Origin of the sequence: Actinokineospora diospyrosa (genome assembly GCF_024171925.1) — a bacterium.
In the GTDB taxonomy this organism is placed as follows: Bacteria; Actinomycetota; Actinomycetes; order Mycobacteriales; family Pseudonocardiaceae; genus Actinokineospora; species Actinokineospora diospyrosa.
This window is the reverse complement of record NZ_JAMTCO010000005.1, coordinates 226113-243849: the sequence shown is the minus strand read 5'-3', so window position 1 is coordinate 243849 and position 17737 is coordinate 226113. Positions and strand designations below refer to the sequence as shown.

Sequence of the window (17737 nt, the reverse complement as noted above, 5' to 3'; positions counted from 1 at the left end):
CTGGCACAGTAATCCGGATCACAGACCTTCGGTCCATATGACTTGGCCATAGCACCCGCGCTATGCACTGCTCAGGCGCTCAGACCGCCTCCGGGCGCTCGACGCCGAACCCGGGATGATCGCGCAGGAACTCGGTGTAGCGGGTGCTGCGGGCGATGACGTCGGCGTAGGCCGTGCTGGCCATCTTCACCAACTGGTCGGAGAACGCCGCGGCAGAGCCGTCGGGGTGCCAGCCGATCAGGTTGCGCCAGCGCAGCGGGTTGCCCGCGATCGGCACCGGCACCACGCCGGGCATCTTGCGGAACATCGGCTGGCACAGCACCACGGCGTCGCCGGACTCGACCAGGTCGATGCAGCTGTTCACGTCGGTCTCGTAGAGGGTGCGCGGGGTGAACCCGGCCCGCGCGCAGGCTGCGGCGAAACAGTCGGCGAAACAGCCGTCACCGGGGGTCGCGCCCCACTGGGACCCGGCCAGCTCGGACAGCTCCACCTCGGGCAGGTTCGCCAGCGGGTGCTTGTCCGACAGCAGCACGAACACCGGGTCGGTGGCCAGCGTCCGCCAGATCAGCCCGGGTTGCGACGGGGGCGGCGCGTCGCCGCAGACGCCGACGAGGGTGTAGTCCACCCGCCCGTCGGCCACCATCGACGCCAGCTCCTCCGACGACCAGGACACGTGCGTGGTGACGTGCAGGTCGGGGTAGGCGGCGTTGAGCTGGTGCACCAGCCCGCCGAGCACCGGTCCGGTCGCCGAGCCCAGCCGCAACCGCGCCGGGGTGTCCCCGGGCAGCGCGGCGTTGTTGGCGAACCGGGCCGCCTCCTCGCGCAGCCCGGACACCGCGGGCAGCAGCAGGCGTGCCCGCGACAGCACCAACTCGCCGAGCGCGGTCGGTCTCGCACCCTTGCGGTCGCGTTCGAAGAGAGGTCCACCGAGCGCGCGCTCGATCCGGTGGAGCTGTGCGGTCAGCGCGGGTTGGGCGAGCCCAAGGGTGGACGCGGCCTTGGTGATGCTGCCCGCCTCGGCGACCGCAACGATGATTTTGAAGTGGCGCAGCTCCAGCTCCATGGGACAAAGCTAGGCCGAAGGATCACCAACGCCAAGCCCTAGGACCACGGTGCACGAGTTCTGCCTGTTGTTGCGCGAACACTACCGGTTAGCGACAACTCTGTTCACCGAGTGTGCAACTCTGGTTCAGGGGTGCGAGCGTGCGGCCACGTGCGTAGACGTCAATCTGCAAGTTGCACGTTAGCCGCCCCGGTCGGGCGTTGCCAGCGGGCGCGGGCACTCCGCGGGCCGTGGGAGCGCTCCACCCGGGGCCCCGGTTGACCTCTGTGGACAGTCCAGCACGGACTGGGCGGTCTAGTCCACTGGTCCGGCTGTGCGCTGCCTCGCACGCTGGAGCACCCCGACCACCATCAGCGCGACGAACATGCCGGTGACCACGCAGATCGCGATCCGGGCCGTCCCGGCCGCCACCTGCGCCCCGCTCGGCGCGACCCCCGCCGCCAGCGTCTTGGCGAACCCGACCACCGACTGGTGCTCCATCCAGGCCATCACGGTCACCGCGCGCACCGCCGCCAACCCCACCCCGGCCCCCACGACAGCGGCGATGACCAGCCAAGGCCGCCGCGGCGGGCCGTAGAGCGCCCCGGGATCGCGCGGCTCCCGGCGGCGCAATGTCAGCACGCTCCACCACACCAGCACGACCCCACCGACCACACTGCTGAAGAGCTGCAAGAAGTGGTAGCGCGGCATGCCGACCCACAGCCACTCGCGGAACAGCTTCGGGTACTGCACCACCACCCAGCCCTCGTGGTGGGTGAAGGCGTCCCACACCAGGTGCGTCACCCCGCCGAGCAGCACCGACACCACGATCCACCCGACCGCCGCGACCCCCAGCCGCGGCGGTCGGGGGTGTACCCGCTCCCGAACCCACCGCGGCGCCAACCCCACCAGAGCCGGGGCGACGAGGCTGTGGAACACGGCGAGCACCGCGAGGGCGACGGGCAGGTCGATCAGCACCAACCCGAGCCAGGTGTGCGTGCGCCGGTCCACCCCGGGCTCGAGCGCGACGAAGTACAGCAGGTCCGGCGACATCGACCCCACCACCAGCGCCGACCCCACCAACGGCGCCCGCCGAACAAACGGCAACACCGCGGCGGCGTGGGACAACGTGTAGGGCATGGCGCCACAATGCCGGCGCCCTGTGTCGGCCACGCGGCCTTGTGGTGCACATCCTGTGGAGAACCCCGCCCCCACCCGCTCCCCCCACGCACGCGGGTCGGGGGCGCTCCCCCCACCCTCACCGGGGGGCGGCCCCAGGGCCAGTCTACCGGGGTGGGGTGACAGTGGATCTTGGGAACGGGGCGTTGGAGATCCACATGTGGATAACTTTTGTCGCTGGGACGGGTGAAGGTTGAGGCGGGGAGGTGGCGTTGACCTGGGGATGTTGGTGCGGGGTGGCTGGCAGGGCGGGGTGTGGGCGGAAGTCGTTTCGCTGGTGATCAAGTCGGTGCTGAGCACATCGTCGCGGTGGGATCGCGACCAACGCGGAAGGCGATGCCGCCTCGGGTGCGACGCCCGTCCGCGTCACCGCTGCGCCTGGAAGCGGCCCTGCCGCGGGGCCGAATCCGCATTGCCAGCTCGAATGCAGACACCCCTCGCCCAGCCTCGCGATCACCCCACCCCCAGCCGAGACCCCCCAAGTCGAGGTGTCCAGCAAACCGGGCAACAGCGCGGCGACAAGCTGGCTCGCCGGGCTACCCGCCGCTCGAATGCGGACACCCATCGCCCCAGCCCCGCGATCACCCCAACCCCAGCTGAGACCGCTCACCCGAGCCAAGGCGTCCAGCAAACCGGGCAACCGCGTGATGACGAGCTGGTTCGCCGGGTTGCCCGCCGCTCGAATGCGGACGCCACTCGGCAGCCTCGCGATCACCCCACCTCGACGCTCCCCCAGGCCAAGGCGTCCAGCAGACCAGGCAACCGCGTGGTGACGAGCCGATTCGCCGGGTTGCACACCTGCGGCGGCGCACGTCGTCACCGGCAAACGCGGTGGACCCCGATCCGTCCCGCCTCTAGCCACTACCAGCGACGGCTCAACCCTGCCCCCGCGCGCGGGTCCGGGGCGCAGCCCCCACCCTCTCCGGGGGGCGGCCCCAGGGCCAGTCTACTAGGCCCCACCGACAGTGGATCTTGAAAGCGGGGCCCCGAAGATCCACATGTGGATAACTTCTGTCGCTGGAACGGGTGAAAGGAAGGCCCGCGGGCGGGGGTAGTGGTCGGCGGGGAGCCAGCGGGGCGGAGAGGGCAGCCAGGCGCCCGAAGAGACAAGGGCGTCGCCGCGGTGGCGGGGGGTGACACAGTGCCGCAGGGCCTGGGCGCAGCGGGCGGTGTCCCAGCGGGCGGCCAAGGCCGGTGAAAGCTGTTGCGGCCCAACAGGTCCGGGCTGGGGTCGGAGAAACACAAGCGGGCCACCCCCCGTCCGGGGTGGCCCGCGTCCGGGTGCGGCCGACCGCGCCCGTGTTCGTGGGTGTCAAAGGCCAAGCAAGGGGGTTAGATGCCTGCGAGCTTCCAGATCGAGTAGGCGATGGCGTCGCTGTGCCGGTCCAGGGCGGTGGCGTTGATGTTGGTGGTGCGGTCGCACGAGCGGTGGTAGCAGGGGTCGAACGCGGCGTTCGCGGTCCCGCCCCACTTCTGGGCCTGGGCGGCGGTCTTGCGGCCCTCGGCACCGCTGAACAGGCCGCCGACGGGGATGCCGGAGCGGGCGAAGGCGGCGTGGTCGGAGCGGCCGCCGACCGAGGTGGTCTCGGTGGGGACGCCGATGTTGCGGAAGTGCTCCTCGAGCGCCGACTGCAGCGCCGACGAGCCGGTGGGCTGGCCGCTGGAGGAGTACACGAAGTAGGCCGGGTTCGGCGAGCCGGTCATGTCGAAGTTCAGGTAGCCCTTGATCTTCGCCCGGTCGGTCGTCGACAGCGAGTTGACGTAAGCGGTCGAGCCGACCAGGCCGAGCTCCTCGGCGCCCCACCAGCCGAACCGCAGGTGCTTGGTGGGCCTGGCCTGCGCCCGCGACACCGCCAGGGCGACCTCGAGCAGACCGGCCGAACCGCTGCCGTTGTCGTTGATGCCCGGGCCCGCGCTCACGCTGTCGAGGTGCGCGCCCGCCATCAGGACGTTGTTGGCGTCGCCACCGGGCCAGTCCGCGATCAGGTTGTACCCGGTCGCCCCGCTGGTGGTGAACGTGCGCACCGACGTCGTCCAGCCCGCCGCGTCGAGCTTGGCCTTCACCCAGTCCACCGACGCCTTGTAGCCGGGCCTGCCGTGCGCCCGGTTGCCGCCGTTGTTGTTGGCGATGGTCTGGAACTGGTTGAGGTGGGCCTGCACGTTCGCGACCGAGATGTCCGGCGCCGCGAGCGACTGACCCGCGCTGGCCGTCGGGATCGTCAGCACGGCGGCGACGAGGGCCAGCCCGGCCGCGATGGGCAGAACGGCTTTCCTTGGCATGGTTGGTGCCTCCTGCAGGGGGATCGGGGACAACCACTCCGATACTGATCCACTGCCCGGTTCGTCCGGAAGCCCACACCATTCCCTTTATTGCCAGATGCGCATATGCGCAGGTCAACACCCCTGCACGCAAGCGCCCACCAGTGCGCCAATCACCATTGGCACACTGTTAACACCACAACCCCCTCCACACCGGACCCTCAAAGAAGACGCGACCATCCACACCGGACCGCTACCGCATCGCGCGAACCACCGGCTCCGCCGCCCACCGCCCACCGCACCGTGGGGGCCTGGGGGGGTCGCCCCCCAGATACAAAAACAGCCGACCCGGTCCACGCATTCCGTGGACATAGGTCGGCTGAGGCTGTGCGCCGCCAGGGACTCGAACCCCGAACCCGCTGGTTAAGAGCCAGCTGCTCTGCCAGTTGAGCTAGCGGCGCTCTCAGGATCTCTCCTGCTGACGGGTGAAAAGTTAGCACAGGGTGTCGCACCGGCAGAAATCAGGGGGTGTCTAGTGCGGATGCACCGGTCTCACTCGATCGTGTCGGTCCGGTCGGGCACACTGTTCACACAGGTCGGGGCTTGGTGTGAAGCGGGAACGGCGGAACGGGTATGGCCAGGGGATGGGCGTGGGTCGGGGCGGTGGCGGCGGTGGCCGCGGTTGCGGGTTGTACCGCGGCGGAGTCCGCTCAGTCGGGTGGTACGAGCGTGGCGGGGTCGACACCCACAGCGACCAGCACCTCGTCGTCCAAACCCTCGGCACCGCTGGCGTTGGCGCTGACCCCCGCCGACAAGGCTGCCGACGTCGCGCCGGGTGAGCCCGTGACGGTCGCGGCGACGGGCGGCAAGCTCACCGCAGTGGCGGTGACGGGACAGGACAGCCGCGTGGTCGCGGGCACGCTCGCCGCCGACGGCGGGTCGTGGCAGAGCACGGAACCGCTGGGGTACAGCAAGACCTACACGACCACCGCCACAGCGCAGGACGGGCAGGGCAAACCCGCTTCGTCCACTTCGACCTTCACGACCGCGAAGCCGAAGCGGCAGGCGACGCTGTCGATGAACCCGTTGGACGGCCAGAAGGTCGGCGTTGGGCAGACCTTCGCGTTCTACTTCGACACCGCGATCACCGACAAGGCGGCAGCGGAGAAGGCCATTCAGGTCACCGCGACGCCCGCGACCGAGGGTGCCTACTACTGGTTCAACGACAAGGAAGTGCACTGGCGGCCGAAGGAGTACTGGAAGGCTGGCACGACCGTTAGCGTCAACGCCGCGATCTACGGGAAGAACCTCGGCAACGGTGTCTTCGGTCGTGAAGACCGCAAGGCGACCGTGACCATCGGCGACTCGGTGGTCGCCGTCGCCGACGGTGCCACTCACCAGATGACGGTGACAGTGAACGGTGCCGTCGCCCGCACGATCCCGGTCTCGCTCGGTAAGAAGGCCCACGAGACGCCGGTAGGCACGTACACGGTCATGAGTGAGCACACGAACTACGTGATGGACTCCTCGACCTACGGCGTTCCCGCCGACTCAGCGGCCGGCTACCGCACGAAGGTGGCAGTGGCGTCGCGGATGTCCAATAGCGGCATCTTCTACCACTCAGCGCCGTGGTCGGTGCGCGATCAAGGCGTGCGCAACGTCAGCCACGGCTGCATCAACATGTCGACCGAGAACGCCGCTTGGTTGCAGAGCATCTCCAACAAGGGCGACGTGATCGTCGTGCAGAACTCCGGCGGCCCGGTTCTAGAGGCGTGGGACGGCTTGAGCGTGTGGCAAGTGCCGTGGGAGACCTGGAAGGCAGGCGGCAAGAAGTAGTCAGGGCGAGGTGACCCGGATCTCTTCGCGGCCCACGGTCACCTGGTCGCCCGGGTGGACCTGCCTGCCGCGCCGGAACTCCTGCTCGCCGTTGACGGAAACGTCACCGGCGTCCAAGAGGTCCTTGGCGTGGGTCCCGTCCTCGGCGATGCCCGCGAGCTTGAGCAACTGTCCCAGCCGGATCATGTCGTCGCGGATCTGCACGTCACGCATGGGATGACCCTAGAGCGCACAGGTGCCCCCACCCGGGACAGGGTGGGGGCACCTGGTTCAGCTAGTGCTTATCGCTGCCTAGAGCGCACCGGTGTAGCCGGTGATCCAGGTCTTGTGCGCGACGACGTCGGTGTAGATCGACGGCGCCTGGGCGCACTGCGAGCCACCACCGGAGCGGCTGGTGGCGCCGGTCAGCTGCCACGCACCGCTGACGGAGATGATCTGCGGGCCACCGGAGTCGCCGTAGCAGGCGCCCGCGCGGCCGCCGGGGTTGTTGGTGCAGATCTCGATCGAGCCGGAGATGCCGGAGCACCGGGTGTCGGCCACGACCGAGGTGTCGAGCTGCTGGAGCGTGACGGGGGCACCGCAGCCGCCGGGGGCCGGGCAGGTCTGGCCCCAGCCGATGATGCGGCTGGCCTGGTTGGTGGCGCCCGAGCTGGCGGCGATCTTCACCGGCGCCTGGGTGACGCTGGTGCTGAGCTGGATCAGCGCGATGTCGTAGCTGGTCCGGTAGCTCGGGTGGATGATGATCCGCGACGCCCGGGCGACGGTGCCGCCGCTGGTCCGGTTCGTCGTGCCGATGCGGGCCTGCACGCTGGCCGCCGACTTGCCCTGCACGCAGTGCGCGGCGGTGACGATCCAGTTGGCCTTGATCAGCGAGCCGCCACAGAAGTGGCTGCCGGAGGTGCTCTGCAGCGACGCCATGAAGCTGTAGGTCTGGGTGGCGTTGCCGCCGCCGACGATCGCCGGGGTCATGACCGGGTCGCCTTCAGGGGCCGCGGTGGCCGCCGCGGGCGCGGCGATCGCGGTCGCGGCCGCGGCCAGCAGGCCGAGCAGCAGGGAACGAACCTTCATTCGGCACTCTCCTTCCGCACCGGGGCCCTCGTCCCGGTGACGCAAGAAAAGTAGGTAGCGCTACGTGCCGGTCGCCAGGGGCCAAGCAGCGTCCCCAGTTACCAATTGTGGTGTACCACTCACCGGGACCCGTGCCCGAAACATCTTCATCTGTCTGGTTGAAACCCGGCACCTACCGCCCAACCAGCACTTTTCCACCCGCCAGTGGTTTGGTTGCCCACCTCACCACCCCCCACCCCACCCTTCCGCTCTCCGAACAAATTTCCCCACCCTCCGAACACCCCCACTCCCCCAAACGGCCCACCCCTCCCCCCGCCTTTACTTTCCCCCCGAAATTTTCCCACCCACGACAGCGACGACCGAAGGTCGAACGAACCACGCCGGGTCGAGGGTGATCGCACCGTGGGCGACAACCCCATTCGACGCACAGGCCGATAGGCCCGAGCGAGCCACGCCGGGTCGAGAGTGATCGCACCGTGGGGGTCTGGGGGGTCGCCCCCCAGATATGACGGAAGGCGACCCAGGTCCGCGCACTCCGCGGACACAGATCGCCTTCGCCGAGGGTGAGTGACGGGACTTGAACCCGCGACTTCCTGGACCACAACCAGGTGCTCTACCAACTGAGCTACACCCACCACGTGCACTTCGACCCGGGGGCCTTGGTGCCGGAACAGCATAGCGTGCCGGGTTGGGCGGGTTGAAACCGGTTACGGGTTGGGGGTGGAGACCGCTTCGGCGACCGCCCTGGCCTCTTCGGTGGTGGGGCCGGGCTGCGCCACGAACGCCGTTCCCCGGTAGTAGCGCAGCTCCCGGATCGACTCGCGGATGTCGGCCAGTGCCCGGTGCGCGAGGCCCTTGTCGGGCTGGGCGTAGTAGACCCGCGGGTACCAGCGGCGGGTGAGTTCCTTGATGGAGGACACGTCGACCATGCGGTAGTGCAGGTGGGCGTCGAGGGCGGGCATGTCGCGGGCGATGAAGCCGCGGTCGGTGGCGATGGAGTTGCCGCACAGGGGGGCCACCCTGGCCTCGGGGACCCAGCCGCGGATGTAGTCGAGGACCTGGCGCTCGGCCTCGGCGACGGTGAGGGTGGAGGCGCGGACCTCCTCGGTGAGGCCGGAGCGGGCGTGCATGTCGCGCACCACGTCGGGCATCCCCGCCAGGCTGGCCTCGTCGGCGTGGATGACCAGGTCGATCCCCTCGCCCAGGATGGTGAGCTCGGAGTCGGTCACCAGGGCGGCGATCTCGATCAGGGCGTCGCGGCCCAGGTCGAGTCCGGTCATCTCGCAGTCGATCCACACCAGCCGGTCGGTCACCTGCGGGAGCTTAGCCCGCGGCGCGCCGCCCGCCCGCGCGCCCGCCGCCGGTGCCCGCGGGCGGGGCGGGTTGGGCCGGTTGGAGTACGCCCTGTGGCGGGTTGACCGGCGATGGATCACGCTTGGTCGCATGGGCAAGGACGTCGAGTCCACCGAGTTCACCAGGGCCGACCGGGCTCGGTTCCGGCAGAAGGTGCGCCGCTGCCTGGACGTGTTCGCGCAGATGCTCGCCGAGTCCCGGTTCGAGTCGGGGCGGCCGATGGCGGGGCTGGAGATCGAGCTGAACCTGGTCGACGGGCGCGGTGACCCGGCGATGCGCAACGACCAGGTGCTGGCGGCGATCGCGGACCCGGCGTTCCAGACCGAGCTGGGCCGGTTCAACATCGAGATCAACCTGCCGCCGCAGCGGTTGGGGCCGGGTGGGCTGGGCGCGTTCGAGCGGCTGGTGCGCGCGGACCTGAACGAGGCGGAGAGCAAGGCGTCGCGGCTGGACGCGCACATCGTGATGGTCGGGATCCTGCCCACGTTGCGCGTCGAGCAGGTGGGGACCGGGGTGCTGTCGGCGAACCCGCGCTACCGGCTGCTCAACGAGCAGGTGCTGGCGGCCCGCGGCGAGGACCTGGAGATCAACATCGGCGGGGTGGAGCGGTTGGCGGCCACCGCCGACTCGATCGCCCCGGAGAGCGCGTGCACCAGCGTGCAGTACCACCTGCAGGTCGCGCCGGAGGACTTCGCCCGGTTCTGGAACGCCAGCCAGGTGGTGGCCGGGGTGCAGGTGGCGCTGGGGGCCAACGCGCCGTACCTGTTCGGCAAGCACCTGTGGGCCGAGACCAGGGTCGCGCTGTTCGAGCAGGCGACCGACACCCGCCCGGACGAGCTCAAGGCGCAGGGCGTGCGGCCGCGGGTGTGGTTCGGCGACCGGTGGATCACCTCGATCTTCGACCTTTTCGAGGAGAACGCCCAGTACTACTCGGCGCTGCTGCCGCTGACCGACGACGAGGACCCGGCCGAGGTGCTGGCCAGGGGCGACATCCCGGAGCTGCACGAGCTGCGGCTGCACAACGGGACCATCTACCGGTGGAACCGGCCGATCTACGACGTGGTCAACGGGCGGCCGCACCTGCGGGTGGAGAACCGGGTGCTGCCCGCGGGGCCGTCGGTGGTCGACACGATGGCCAACGGGGCGCTGTACTTCGGGCTGGTGCGCGCGCTGGCCGACCAGGACCGGCCGTTGTGGACCCAGATGAGCTTCGCGGCGGCCGAGGACAACTTCCACACCGCGGCCCGCAACGGCATCGACTCCCGGGTCTACTGGCCGGGGGTCGGCGAGGTCCCGGTGACCGAGCTGGTGCTGCGCAGGTTGTTGCCGCTGGCCTACGAGGGCCTCGACGCGTGGGGCGTGGACCCGGGCGACCGGGACCGGCTGCTCGGGGTGATCGAGCAGCGCTGCATCACCGGCCGCAACGGCGCGACGTGGCAGGTGGCGGCGGTGCGGTCGCTGGAGGCCGCGACCTCGGTGGACCGCTGGGGTGCCCTGCGCGAGATGGTGGGGCTATACCGGGAGCACATGCACAGCAACGAACCCGTGCACACCTGGCCCATCCCCTGATCAGGCTCCCTAGCCCCTGATCAGGAACTGCCCGATCAACCCCGGGATCGCCGCCTCCGCGAGGTCGAGTCCCTGCTCGTCGCCGATGTCGAGCACCGAATAACCGCCCGAGCCCGCCGCGGTGACGGCAGTGAGGGTGAAGACCCGCGCCCGGCGTTGGAAGAGGGTGCGGGTGAGCTTCCAGCCGATGATGCCGTCGCGGCGCAAGGCAACAGTGCGGCGGTCTAGAGAGCCAGAGCGAGCTACTAGGTAGTCGTTGGTGAGGCTGTGTCCTAGAGCTCGGTAGCGGTCTAGGGCTACCAAGGCGGAGACGGGTACTAGGACCGCTGCGACGATCCAGAGCCAGGTAGGCCAATCAGCCGTTTCGGCCAATGCCAAGAGAACAGCGGCGATTACCACTGTTGGCACTACCGCTCTGATGATCCGCCGAGTCTTGGCCCGCGCTGGATGCTGCGTGAGTGGGCTGGCGGTAGGCGTATCGGCGACCGCGAGTACATCGGCGGTGACACGGTCGGCTTCGGGTCGCGGGGCCGGGGGCAAGAGGAGGCTGCTGCCACCCACTTTGTTCAGGCCCGTTGTCACGGCGGTAACCCTGCCGCCGCCACCTGCACGTAGCAGCAGCGGTTCGTGGAGCACCGCGCCCCGGAGACGCTTCTCTTCGATGGAGACCGAGCGAGTGGTCAGCAGCCCTCGGCGGACGCGAACTGTGCCGTCTGATTGGCGGGTGAGGCGGTAGTTGTGGTTCTGCAGCAGGTAACCGGCAAGGGATGCCAGCACCGACAGGACTATCGCGAACCCGGCTACGACAGGTACGACCGTCGCAGGCTCCGCGCTGCTGAGCCAATGGAGGGCCCTGCGGAAGAAGCCGACCTCGGAGAACCGCAGATCGAGTTCGTTGACCAGGTTCATCAGGAAGCCGATGACGATGCCGATCGAGATGAACCCGGACAGCGTCAACGGCGCGTACCGGTACCACCGCGTGTCGAGCGAGGCGATGGTCACGCCCTCCTCGTCCGCGTCCTCGACATGCTCTGTCTTGCGCAGTAGGGCCTGCCGCAGACGCTCAGCCTCAACAGCGGTGACAGCGTCAAGAGTGACGGTTCCCTCGCCGGGGGTGCGTTCCTGTTGACCGGTGCCGACGCGGACGGCGGACAGGCGGAAGAGGCGGTGTCCGAGCTTCGCGGTCAGGTCGACGGTGCGGATGCGGTCGCGCGGGATGGACCTGCGCTGCCGGAACACCACGCCCTTGTGCAGTTCGACCTGGCTGTCGGTGATCCGGTACTTGGTGGTCAACCAGGACAGCAGGCCGTAGCCGATGACCAGCCCGACGACACCGAAGCTGGTGATCACCCGCCAGGTGTCGAAGTCGCCGAAGAACACCAGCGCGGCCAGCGGTGGGAGCAACCCGATCAGCTCGTTGAGCGGCCGCACCACGATCATCCTCGGGTCCAGCCTGCCCCACTCCGGTGCGCTCACGTGGCGTCGCCCGGGGTCGCCTGGGTGGTGGCGGCCAACTCGTCGACCACCCGCGCCGCCACCTCGGCGTCGAGGCCCTCCACCCTCAGCGGGCCCTGGGCGGAGGCGGTGGTGACGGTGATCGTGGACAGGTTCAGCAGCTGCTGCAGCGGGCCGCGCGCGGTGTCGACGGTCTGGATCCGCGAGATCGGGGCCAGCCGCCACTCCTGGCTGATCCACCCGCTCCTGGTGAACACGGCGTCCCCGGTCGTCTCCCAGCGGTGCACCCGGTAGCGCCACCTGGGCATCACCAGCGCGTGCACGACCCCGACCACCGCCGCGACCACCATGGTGGCGCGCAGCCAGGTCGGCGCCCCGTCGACGACGAGCAGCACGACGCCCTGGGCGCCGACGACGACCACCCAGAAGATCACCGCCCGCAGTGTCCACAGCAGAACGGCCCGCTTGCTGACCAGGTTCGCGGGCGCCCGCAACCGCCACTCCGACTCGCTCACCCCCTCAGTCTGCCCGCGCCCGGAATGCCTGGACGTCCGACTCCGGTATCACCCGGGGGTCATCCGGACCGCGCACCCGAATGCCCCCGGCGAGGCGGGTCGAAGGAAGTTCGGCGATCGCGGCAATCCGACCGCACCGCGGCGGCGAACCCGGGTGGGCGCGGTCGGCGACGACCGGGGTGGCGGCGCGCGGGGGCGTGTTAGCGAGCAACCGGTCGCCGCGACGTCCGGGTAAATCTTGAGATCACGTCACTTTTGTCGTCACGGGTCGTTACCGTCCCCGTCACCACCGTGCCGGGTTGGTGCGACCCGATGGGTCGGGGGTGGAGAGGTAGGTGCGGGTGAACAGCCACAGGGAGTGGGCGGTCAGCTGTCGCGACATCGCCGGTCGCAAGCGGGACGTGACGGTCTTCGTGCGCGGCGGCCGGGTGGTGCTGGTGGCGCCGCCCGGCGAGACCGCGATCTTCTCGCCGCTGGACATCGGGCGGTTGCGCGCGGCGCTGCGCGACGCGGTGGTGGACGCCACCGTCGACGCCGAGGAGTAGGTTTCCTACTCCAGAGTAGGTAATGTCGGACCCCACGCCGCAAGGGCGCAGGGGTCTAGGAGGCACAGCGTGGCAACCTACTTCGTCACCGGGGCTACCGGGTTCCTCGGCCGCAGGCTGGTCGAGCGGCTCGTCGCACGGGCAGGCACGAGCGCGGTGCACGTACTTGTCCGGCAGCGTTCGATGGACCGCTATGCCGCTGCCGCGAGCCGGTGGTCCCGCCCGGACCTGGTCATACCGGTCATCGGCGACCTCTCCGAGCCCGGTCTCGGCCTGGATCCGGCGGACCTGTCCGGCGCTGTCGACCACGTCGTGCACTTAGGCGCGGTGTACGACTTCACCGCCTCCGCCGAGGACAACGACCGCACCAACGTGGCGGGTACCCGGCACGCGCTGGAGTTCGCGGCGGCGGTAGGCGCCGGCGTGTTCCACCACGTGTCGTCGATCGCGGTGGCGGGCGATCACCGGGGCCGCTTCACCGAACGCGACTTCGACCTGGGACAGCGCCACCACTCGCCGTACCACGCCACGAAGTTCGCGGCCGAGCGTCTGGTCCGCGAACAGGGCAGGGTGCCGTTCCGCGTCTATCGCCCCGCGGCGGTGGTCGGCGACTCGCGCACAGGCGAGATGGACAAGGTCGACGGCCCTTACTACTTCCTCCCTGCCTTGACACGCCTCGCGCGGCTGCCCCAAGTGTTGCCGTTGGTGCTACCGGACTTGGGTGGCACCAACGTCGTCCCGGTCGACTATGTCGTGGACGCCATGGCGCACCTCATGCACATCGACGCGCCTTCGGGTTCGACCTATCACCTCACGCACAACGGTCGGCAGAGCGTCACTGATGTGTTCAACGCACTCGCTAGAGCCGTTGGCGCACCTCGGGTTCGGGTGACCCTGCCGGTCAGATTACCCAGGATTCGCGCGGTTAGGCCTGTCCCTGCCGCCGTCTTGAACGAGCTTGGTGTGCCAGGAGAGGTCCTTCCGCACTTGGACCTGCCGACGGTGTTCGACTCGACCGCGACCGTCGAGGCCCTCGGAGGAATCGCTCTCCCGGACTTCGCCACCTACGCCGAAGTTCTCGTGCGGTACTGGGCGGAGCACCTCGATCCGGAGCGTGCCTGGCACAACGCGGATTCCCTGCGCGGTAGGCGAATCGTCGTCACCGGCGCCTCTAGCGGCATCGGCAGGGAAACCGCGTTGATGCTTGGCAATCGCGGGGCGACCGTACTCCTCGTCGCCCGCAGGCAGGTCGAACTGGAAGAGGTCCGCGAAGAGATCGAACGGACCGGGGGCACAGCGTCCATCCATCCGTGCGACCTAACGGACTCGGATGCGGTCGACGCGCTAGTCAAGGAACTCGGCGTCGTCGACATGCTCGTCAACAACGCAGGCAGGTCTATCCGACGCGCTGTCCATCTATCTGTTGACCGGCTTCATGACTACGAACGCACCATGGCCTTGAACTACTTCGCGCCACTGCGCCTCACTCTCGGCCTCCTCCCCGGAATGCGCGCACGAGGCTTCGGTCGGATCGTCAACGTCACCACCATGGGACTGCAGACAGACACTCCACGCTTCTCCGCCTACCTGGCGTCAAAGGGCGCTCTAGAAGCGTTCGGTCGCGCAGCGGGCCGCGAGCTGCTCACCGACGGCGTGACAATCTGCGCCGTCCGCATGCCCTTGGTCCGCACACCGATGATCGGCGCAACCGACGCCTATAAGGGCGTCCCAGCCACATCGCCCAAGACAGCCGCGAAACTGATCGTGCGTGCGCTGACGAGCGAGGCGGAGGTCGTCCAACGGCCCGAGGGATTCGCGATGGAACTACTTCGGGTGTTCGCACCCGGCCTGGCTCGCCAGATCCTCAACATCGCCTACCGGCTCACCGGCGAGTCCGCCCCCGAGGCCAGGACCCGCCCCGAGCGCCCCCTGCCCGTCCTCGCCACCGCCCTCGTCCGCCCGCTCTGGCGCGGACTGCGGCGCTGACGGCCGCATCAGCGCGAAGGTGGCGATCCCGCCGACCGACAGCACGGCGATCACGATCGCCATCGGCAGCGCCGTGTGCCCGCCGCCCAGGCCGACCAGCGGCGAGGCGATGCCGCCGATGACGAACTGCAGCACCCCGATCAGCGCCGAGGCCGCCCCCGCGTCGCGCCCGTGCTCGGCCAGCGCGAGCGCCGTCGAGTTCGGACTGATCATGCCCACGCTCGACACCGACACGAACAGCGCCGCCAGCAGCCACCACAGCCCCAGGTCCGCGGCCACCGCGACCAGCACCCCCAACCCACCGACCGCGCCGACGACCAACCCGGCCACCAGCAGCGCGCGGGGCTGGGTCCAGCGCAGCAGCAGCGAGTTCAGCTGGGCGACGAGCATGATGCCCAGCGCGTTCGCCGCGAAAACCAGGCTGTACTGGCGCGGGCCGAGCCCGTGGATGTCCTGCAGCACGAACGACGACCCGGCGATGTAGGCGAACATCGACGCGAGCACGCAGCCCGCCGACACCGCGTAGGCCACGAACGTGCGGTCCGAGCCGATCCGGACGAAGGTCCGCAGCGTGCGGCCCAGCCGCGCCGGGCCCCGGTGGTCCCTGGGCAGCGTCTCGGGCAGCCACACCAGGGTCGCCACGAGCAGCGCCGCGCCGAAGCAGGCGAGCACCACGAAGATCCCCGACCACGACGTCCAGCGCAGCACCTGGGCGCCGATGACCGGCGCCAGCAGCGGGCCGAGGCCGTTGACCAGCATCAGCGCCGAGAAGAAGCGGGCCATCGCCGCCCCGGAGAACACGTCGCGCACCGCGGCCCTGGCGATCACCACCCCCGCGGCGGCCGCGACACCCTGCGCGAACCGCAGCCCCACCAGGGTGTACACCGACGGGGCGACCGCGCACACCAGCGAGCTGACCACGTACAGGCCGAGGCCGACCAGCAGCGGCCCCCGCCTGCCCAGCGAGTCCGACAGCGGCCCGGCCACCACCTGGCCGACGGCGAGGCCGATCATGAAGGTGGTGAGCGTCAGTTGCACCTGCGCCGGACCGGTGCCCAGACTGGTGGCCAGCTCGGGGAACGCGGGCAGGTACATGTCGATCGACAGCGGGCCGAAGGCCGACAGGCCGCCCAGGACGAGCGCGAGGCGGACCCGGGAGATCCTGGGCGGGGCGGACATCAGCCGAGTCTAGGAACCCGGCCGCGGGATCGGTGAGCAAAAGGTAGGCCGATAGGACGAACACCACGTGGCGGTGCGTAGTCACGCGTGCGGGTGAGCGGATGCGGCCACTCGGGTGTGGTTGGCGGTAAACGGGTGAATTAGTCACCTGGGCGGAGGACACTGGTGTCGCCATTCGTGACCGGTCCGCGCGCGTCGCCGCTGATCCGACCGGAGGCTTGACAGACTGCAGGCCCCAGGAGCGGGAGGGTGCCATGGCCGAGTCGATCGACGCGGTGCTGGTCGACGCCGCGCGGTTCACCGCCGCCGGACGCCCCGAGGCGGCCGTGGAGCTGCTGCGACCGCTGCTGGTGACCCACCCGGACCACTCCGAGGCCTGGTGCCGGTTGGCCGCCGCGCTGCTGGACGCGGGCGACTACCAGCTCTGCCTGGACGCCGCCAAGCGCGCCATCACCCTCGGCGAGCGCTCCTGGGCGCACCGGCTCGCCAGCCTGTCGCTGGCCGAGATGGGCCGCCACGACGAGGCCGTGGTGTCCGCGCGCGAGGCCGCCCGCCGCGACCCCGGCGACTGGCGCTCGCTGGTCACCCTCTCGGAGGTGCTCGGCCCGTCGGAGCCGGAGGAGTCGCTGGAGATCGCGTTGCGCGCGGTCGAGGCGGCCCCGGAGGTGCCCAGGGTGCACGAGGTGCTGGGCGGCGCGGCCGCCCGCGCGCACGACACCGAACTCGCCCGCCGCGCCTACACCGACGCGCTGCTGCTCGACCCCGGCAACGCCGAGGTCATCGCCAAGCTGGACGAACTGCCCCAGGCACCGACCCGGCGCAGCGTCTCGGCCACCGGCGGGTTCGCCCGCAGACTCGCCAACGGCACGGGGGACTACGTGGAACCAGCTGTCGAGCCCGTCGTGATCGACGTGCGGCCCGAGGCGCAGGAGCGGGCGCCGTGGACGGTCGAGTCCGAGTGGCAGGACCGGATGTCGGCGGTGTGGCCGGTGCAGGCCAAGCCGGACGAGGTGGAGATCGAGCCGATCATCCAGGTCGTCGCCGAGCCGCAGCCGGAGACCTTCTCGGTGCGCCCCGGCCGGGGCGACACGCCGGGCAGGCCGCTCAACGGCACCCGGCGACCGCGCAAGCGCACCCGGGAGATCCCGCTCGCCGACGAGCCGGGCACCCCGGGACCGGTCGTCACCGAACCCGCGCACCCGACGCCCCCCGAGCCCGCCCGCCCGGACTTCACCAAGCCCGCGCGGACCGGCGCGGGCGAGCCGATCGCGTTCACCCGCTCCCGCCGGGTGTCGCTGTGGCTGATTCTCCGCCGCTCAGCAGGCTGGCTGACCGTGGGGGGATTTGTCCTATTGGTCGCCGGAATGCCGCTGCCCAGCCCGCTGCTGGTGTGGTTCGCCCTCGCGTTATTGCTGTTCGTCACCGGAGCCACCGCTTTTGGTTACCGCGCCATTCCGGCGGCCGAACGGCCCACCCCGCGCGAACTCGCCGACCGGGTCCCGCTCATCGCCACCGGCGCGGTGCTGCTGCTGTCCGGCCTGGTCATGCTGGGTGTCTGGACGCTCACGCTGGCGTTCGGCGTGCTCGGCACGCACCTGCTGGTCCCCGCGCTGCTGCTCGGTCTCGCCGCCTCGGCGGTCTCGTGGTTCGGGCTCTGGCGAATACGCGTCGCCTCCCGATAAGGTGCGCGGGTCAGTTTTCGATGGGGGAACCGCGCGCGGGGGTCGCCGCGGATTTCACCGGCGTCACTA

The 17737-nt window shown here is 70.0% G+C and carries 13 protein-coding genes, 2 tRNA genes and 1 pseudogene; 5 read left to right on the top strand and 11 right to left on the bottom strand.

Translation table 11 applies throughout. The features are described 5' to 3' along the window. Positions 1-79 precede the first annotated feature (79 nt). From LV75_RS10530 to LV75_RS10515, 4 genes are all read right to left on the bottom strand, one after another. Positions 80-1063 carry a LysR family transcriptional regulator gene (locus LV75_RS10530; protein ID WP_253886626.1) on the bottom strand — a complete coding sequence of 328 codons (984 nt, stop codon included), beginning with the start codon at positions 1061-1063 and terminating at the stop codon, positions 80-82. Positions 1064-1357: 294 nt separating this feature from the next. Then, positions 1358-2182: a DUF4184 family protein gene (locus LV75_RS10525; RefSeq protein ID WP_253886625.1), complete on the bottom strand. Its 825-nt coding sequence runs from the start codon at positions 2180-2182 to the stop codon at positions 1358-1360. 1371 nt (positions 2183-3553) lie between these two features. Next, entirely contained in the window at positions 3554-4501 is a 948-nt protein-coding gene (locus tag LV75_RS10520; protein WP_253886624.1) for a M28 family metallopeptidase, read from the bottom strand. 367 nt (positions 4502-4868) lie between these two features. Then, positions 4869-4941: transfer RNA gene (locus LV75_RS10515), tRNA-Lys, on the bottom strand. Positions 4942-5209: 268 nt separating this feature from the next. Here LV75_RS10515 and LV75_RS10510 point away from each other — a divergent pair. After that, positions 5210-6316 carry a L,D-transpeptidase gene (locus LV75_RS10510; RefSeq protein ID WP_253886623.1) on the top strand — a complete coding sequence of 369 codons (1107 nt, stop codon included), beginning with the start codon at positions 5210-5212 and terminating at the stop codon, positions 6314-6316. On the opposite strand, the gene LV75_RS10505 is transcribed toward LV75_RS10510, so the two are convergent. The 4 genes from LV75_RS10505 to orn all read right to left on the bottom strand — a co-directional run bounded on the left by LV75_RS10505 (position 6317) and on the right by orn (position 8697). Continuing rightward, the gene (locus tag LV75_RS10505; RefSeq protein ID WP_253886622.1) at positions 6317-6529 is read right to left on the bottom strand and encodes an RNA-binding S4 domain-containing protein; all 213 of its coding nucleotides are present in this window, start codon (positions 6527-6529) and stop codon (positions 6317-6319) included. Positions 6530-6607: 78 nt separating this feature from the next. Then, complete coding sequence (locus LV75_RS10500) at positions 6608-7384, bottom strand: S1 family peptidase (RefSeq protein ID WP_253886621.1); 777 nt, start codon at positions 7382-7384, stop codon at positions 6608-6610. Between the two features lie 562 nt (positions 7385-7946). After that, positions 7947-8019, bottom strand: a tRNA-His gene (locus tag LV75_RS10495). Positions 8020-8091: 72 nt separating this feature from the next. Next, positions 8092-8697 (bottom strand): oligoribonuclease, encoded by a 606-nt coding sequence (orn, locus tag LV75_RS10490; protein WP_253886620.1) that lies wholly within the window; start codon positions 8695-8697, stop codon positions 8092-8094. 130 nt (positions 8698-8827) lie between these two features. On the opposite strand from orn, the gene LV75_RS10485 reads away from it, so the two are divergent. Further along, positions 8828-10306, top strand: coding sequence for a glutamate-cysteine ligase family protein (locus LV75_RS10485; protein WP_253886619.1), 1479 nt, complete (start codon positions 8828-8830; stop codon positions 10304-10306). Positions 10307-10315: 9 nt separating this feature from the next. On the opposite strand, the gene LV75_RS10480 is transcribed toward LV75_RS10485, so the two are convergent. Both LV75_RS10480 and LV75_RS10475 read right to left on the bottom strand, forming a co-directional pair. Further along, a complete protein-coding gene (locus LV75_RS10480; protein ID WP_253886618.1) occupies positions 10316-11782 on the bottom strand; it encodes a PH domain-containing protein in 1467 nt (488 codons plus the stop codon). After that, the gene (locus tag LV75_RS10475) at positions 11779-12276 is read right to left on the bottom strand and encodes a PH domain-containing protein (RefSeq protein WP_253886617.1); all 498 of its coding nucleotides are present in this window, start codon (positions 12274-12276) and stop codon (positions 11779-11781) included. The genes LV75_RS10480 and LV75_RS10475 overlap by 4 nt, the downstream gene beginning before the upstream one ends. A 341-nt stretch (positions 12277-12617) precedes the next feature. Between LV75_RS10475 and LV75_RS10470 the strand changes: the two genes are divergently transcribed. Continuing rightward, positions 12618-12821 (top strand): hypothetical protein, encoded by a 204-nt coding sequence (locus tag LV75_RS10470; protein ID WP_253886616.1) that lies wholly within the window; start codon positions 12618-12620, stop codon positions 12819-12821. Positions 12822-12890: 69 nt separating this feature from the next. Next, a complete protein-coding gene (locus LV75_RS10465) occupies positions 12891-14807 on the top strand; it encodes an SDR family oxidoreductase (protein ID WP_253886615.1) in 1917 nt (638 codons plus the stop codon). Between the two features lie 21 nt (positions 14808-14828). On the opposite strand, the pseudogene LV75_RS10460 reads toward LV75_RS10465, so the two are convergent. After that, positions 14829-15986 (bottom strand): annotated as a pseudogene (locus LV75_RS10460) (multidrug effflux MFS transporter); the annotation flags it as partial. Between the two features lie 254 nt (positions 15987-16240). Between LV75_RS10460 and LV75_RS10455 the strand changes: the two are divergent. Further along, positions 16241-17668 carry a tetratricopeptide repeat protein gene (locus LV75_RS10455; RefSeq protein ID WP_253886614.1) on the top strand — a complete coding sequence of 476 codons (1428 nt, stop codon included), beginning with the start codon at positions 16241-16243 and terminating at the stop codon, positions 17666-17668. Positions 17669-17737: the final 69 nt, after the last annotated feature.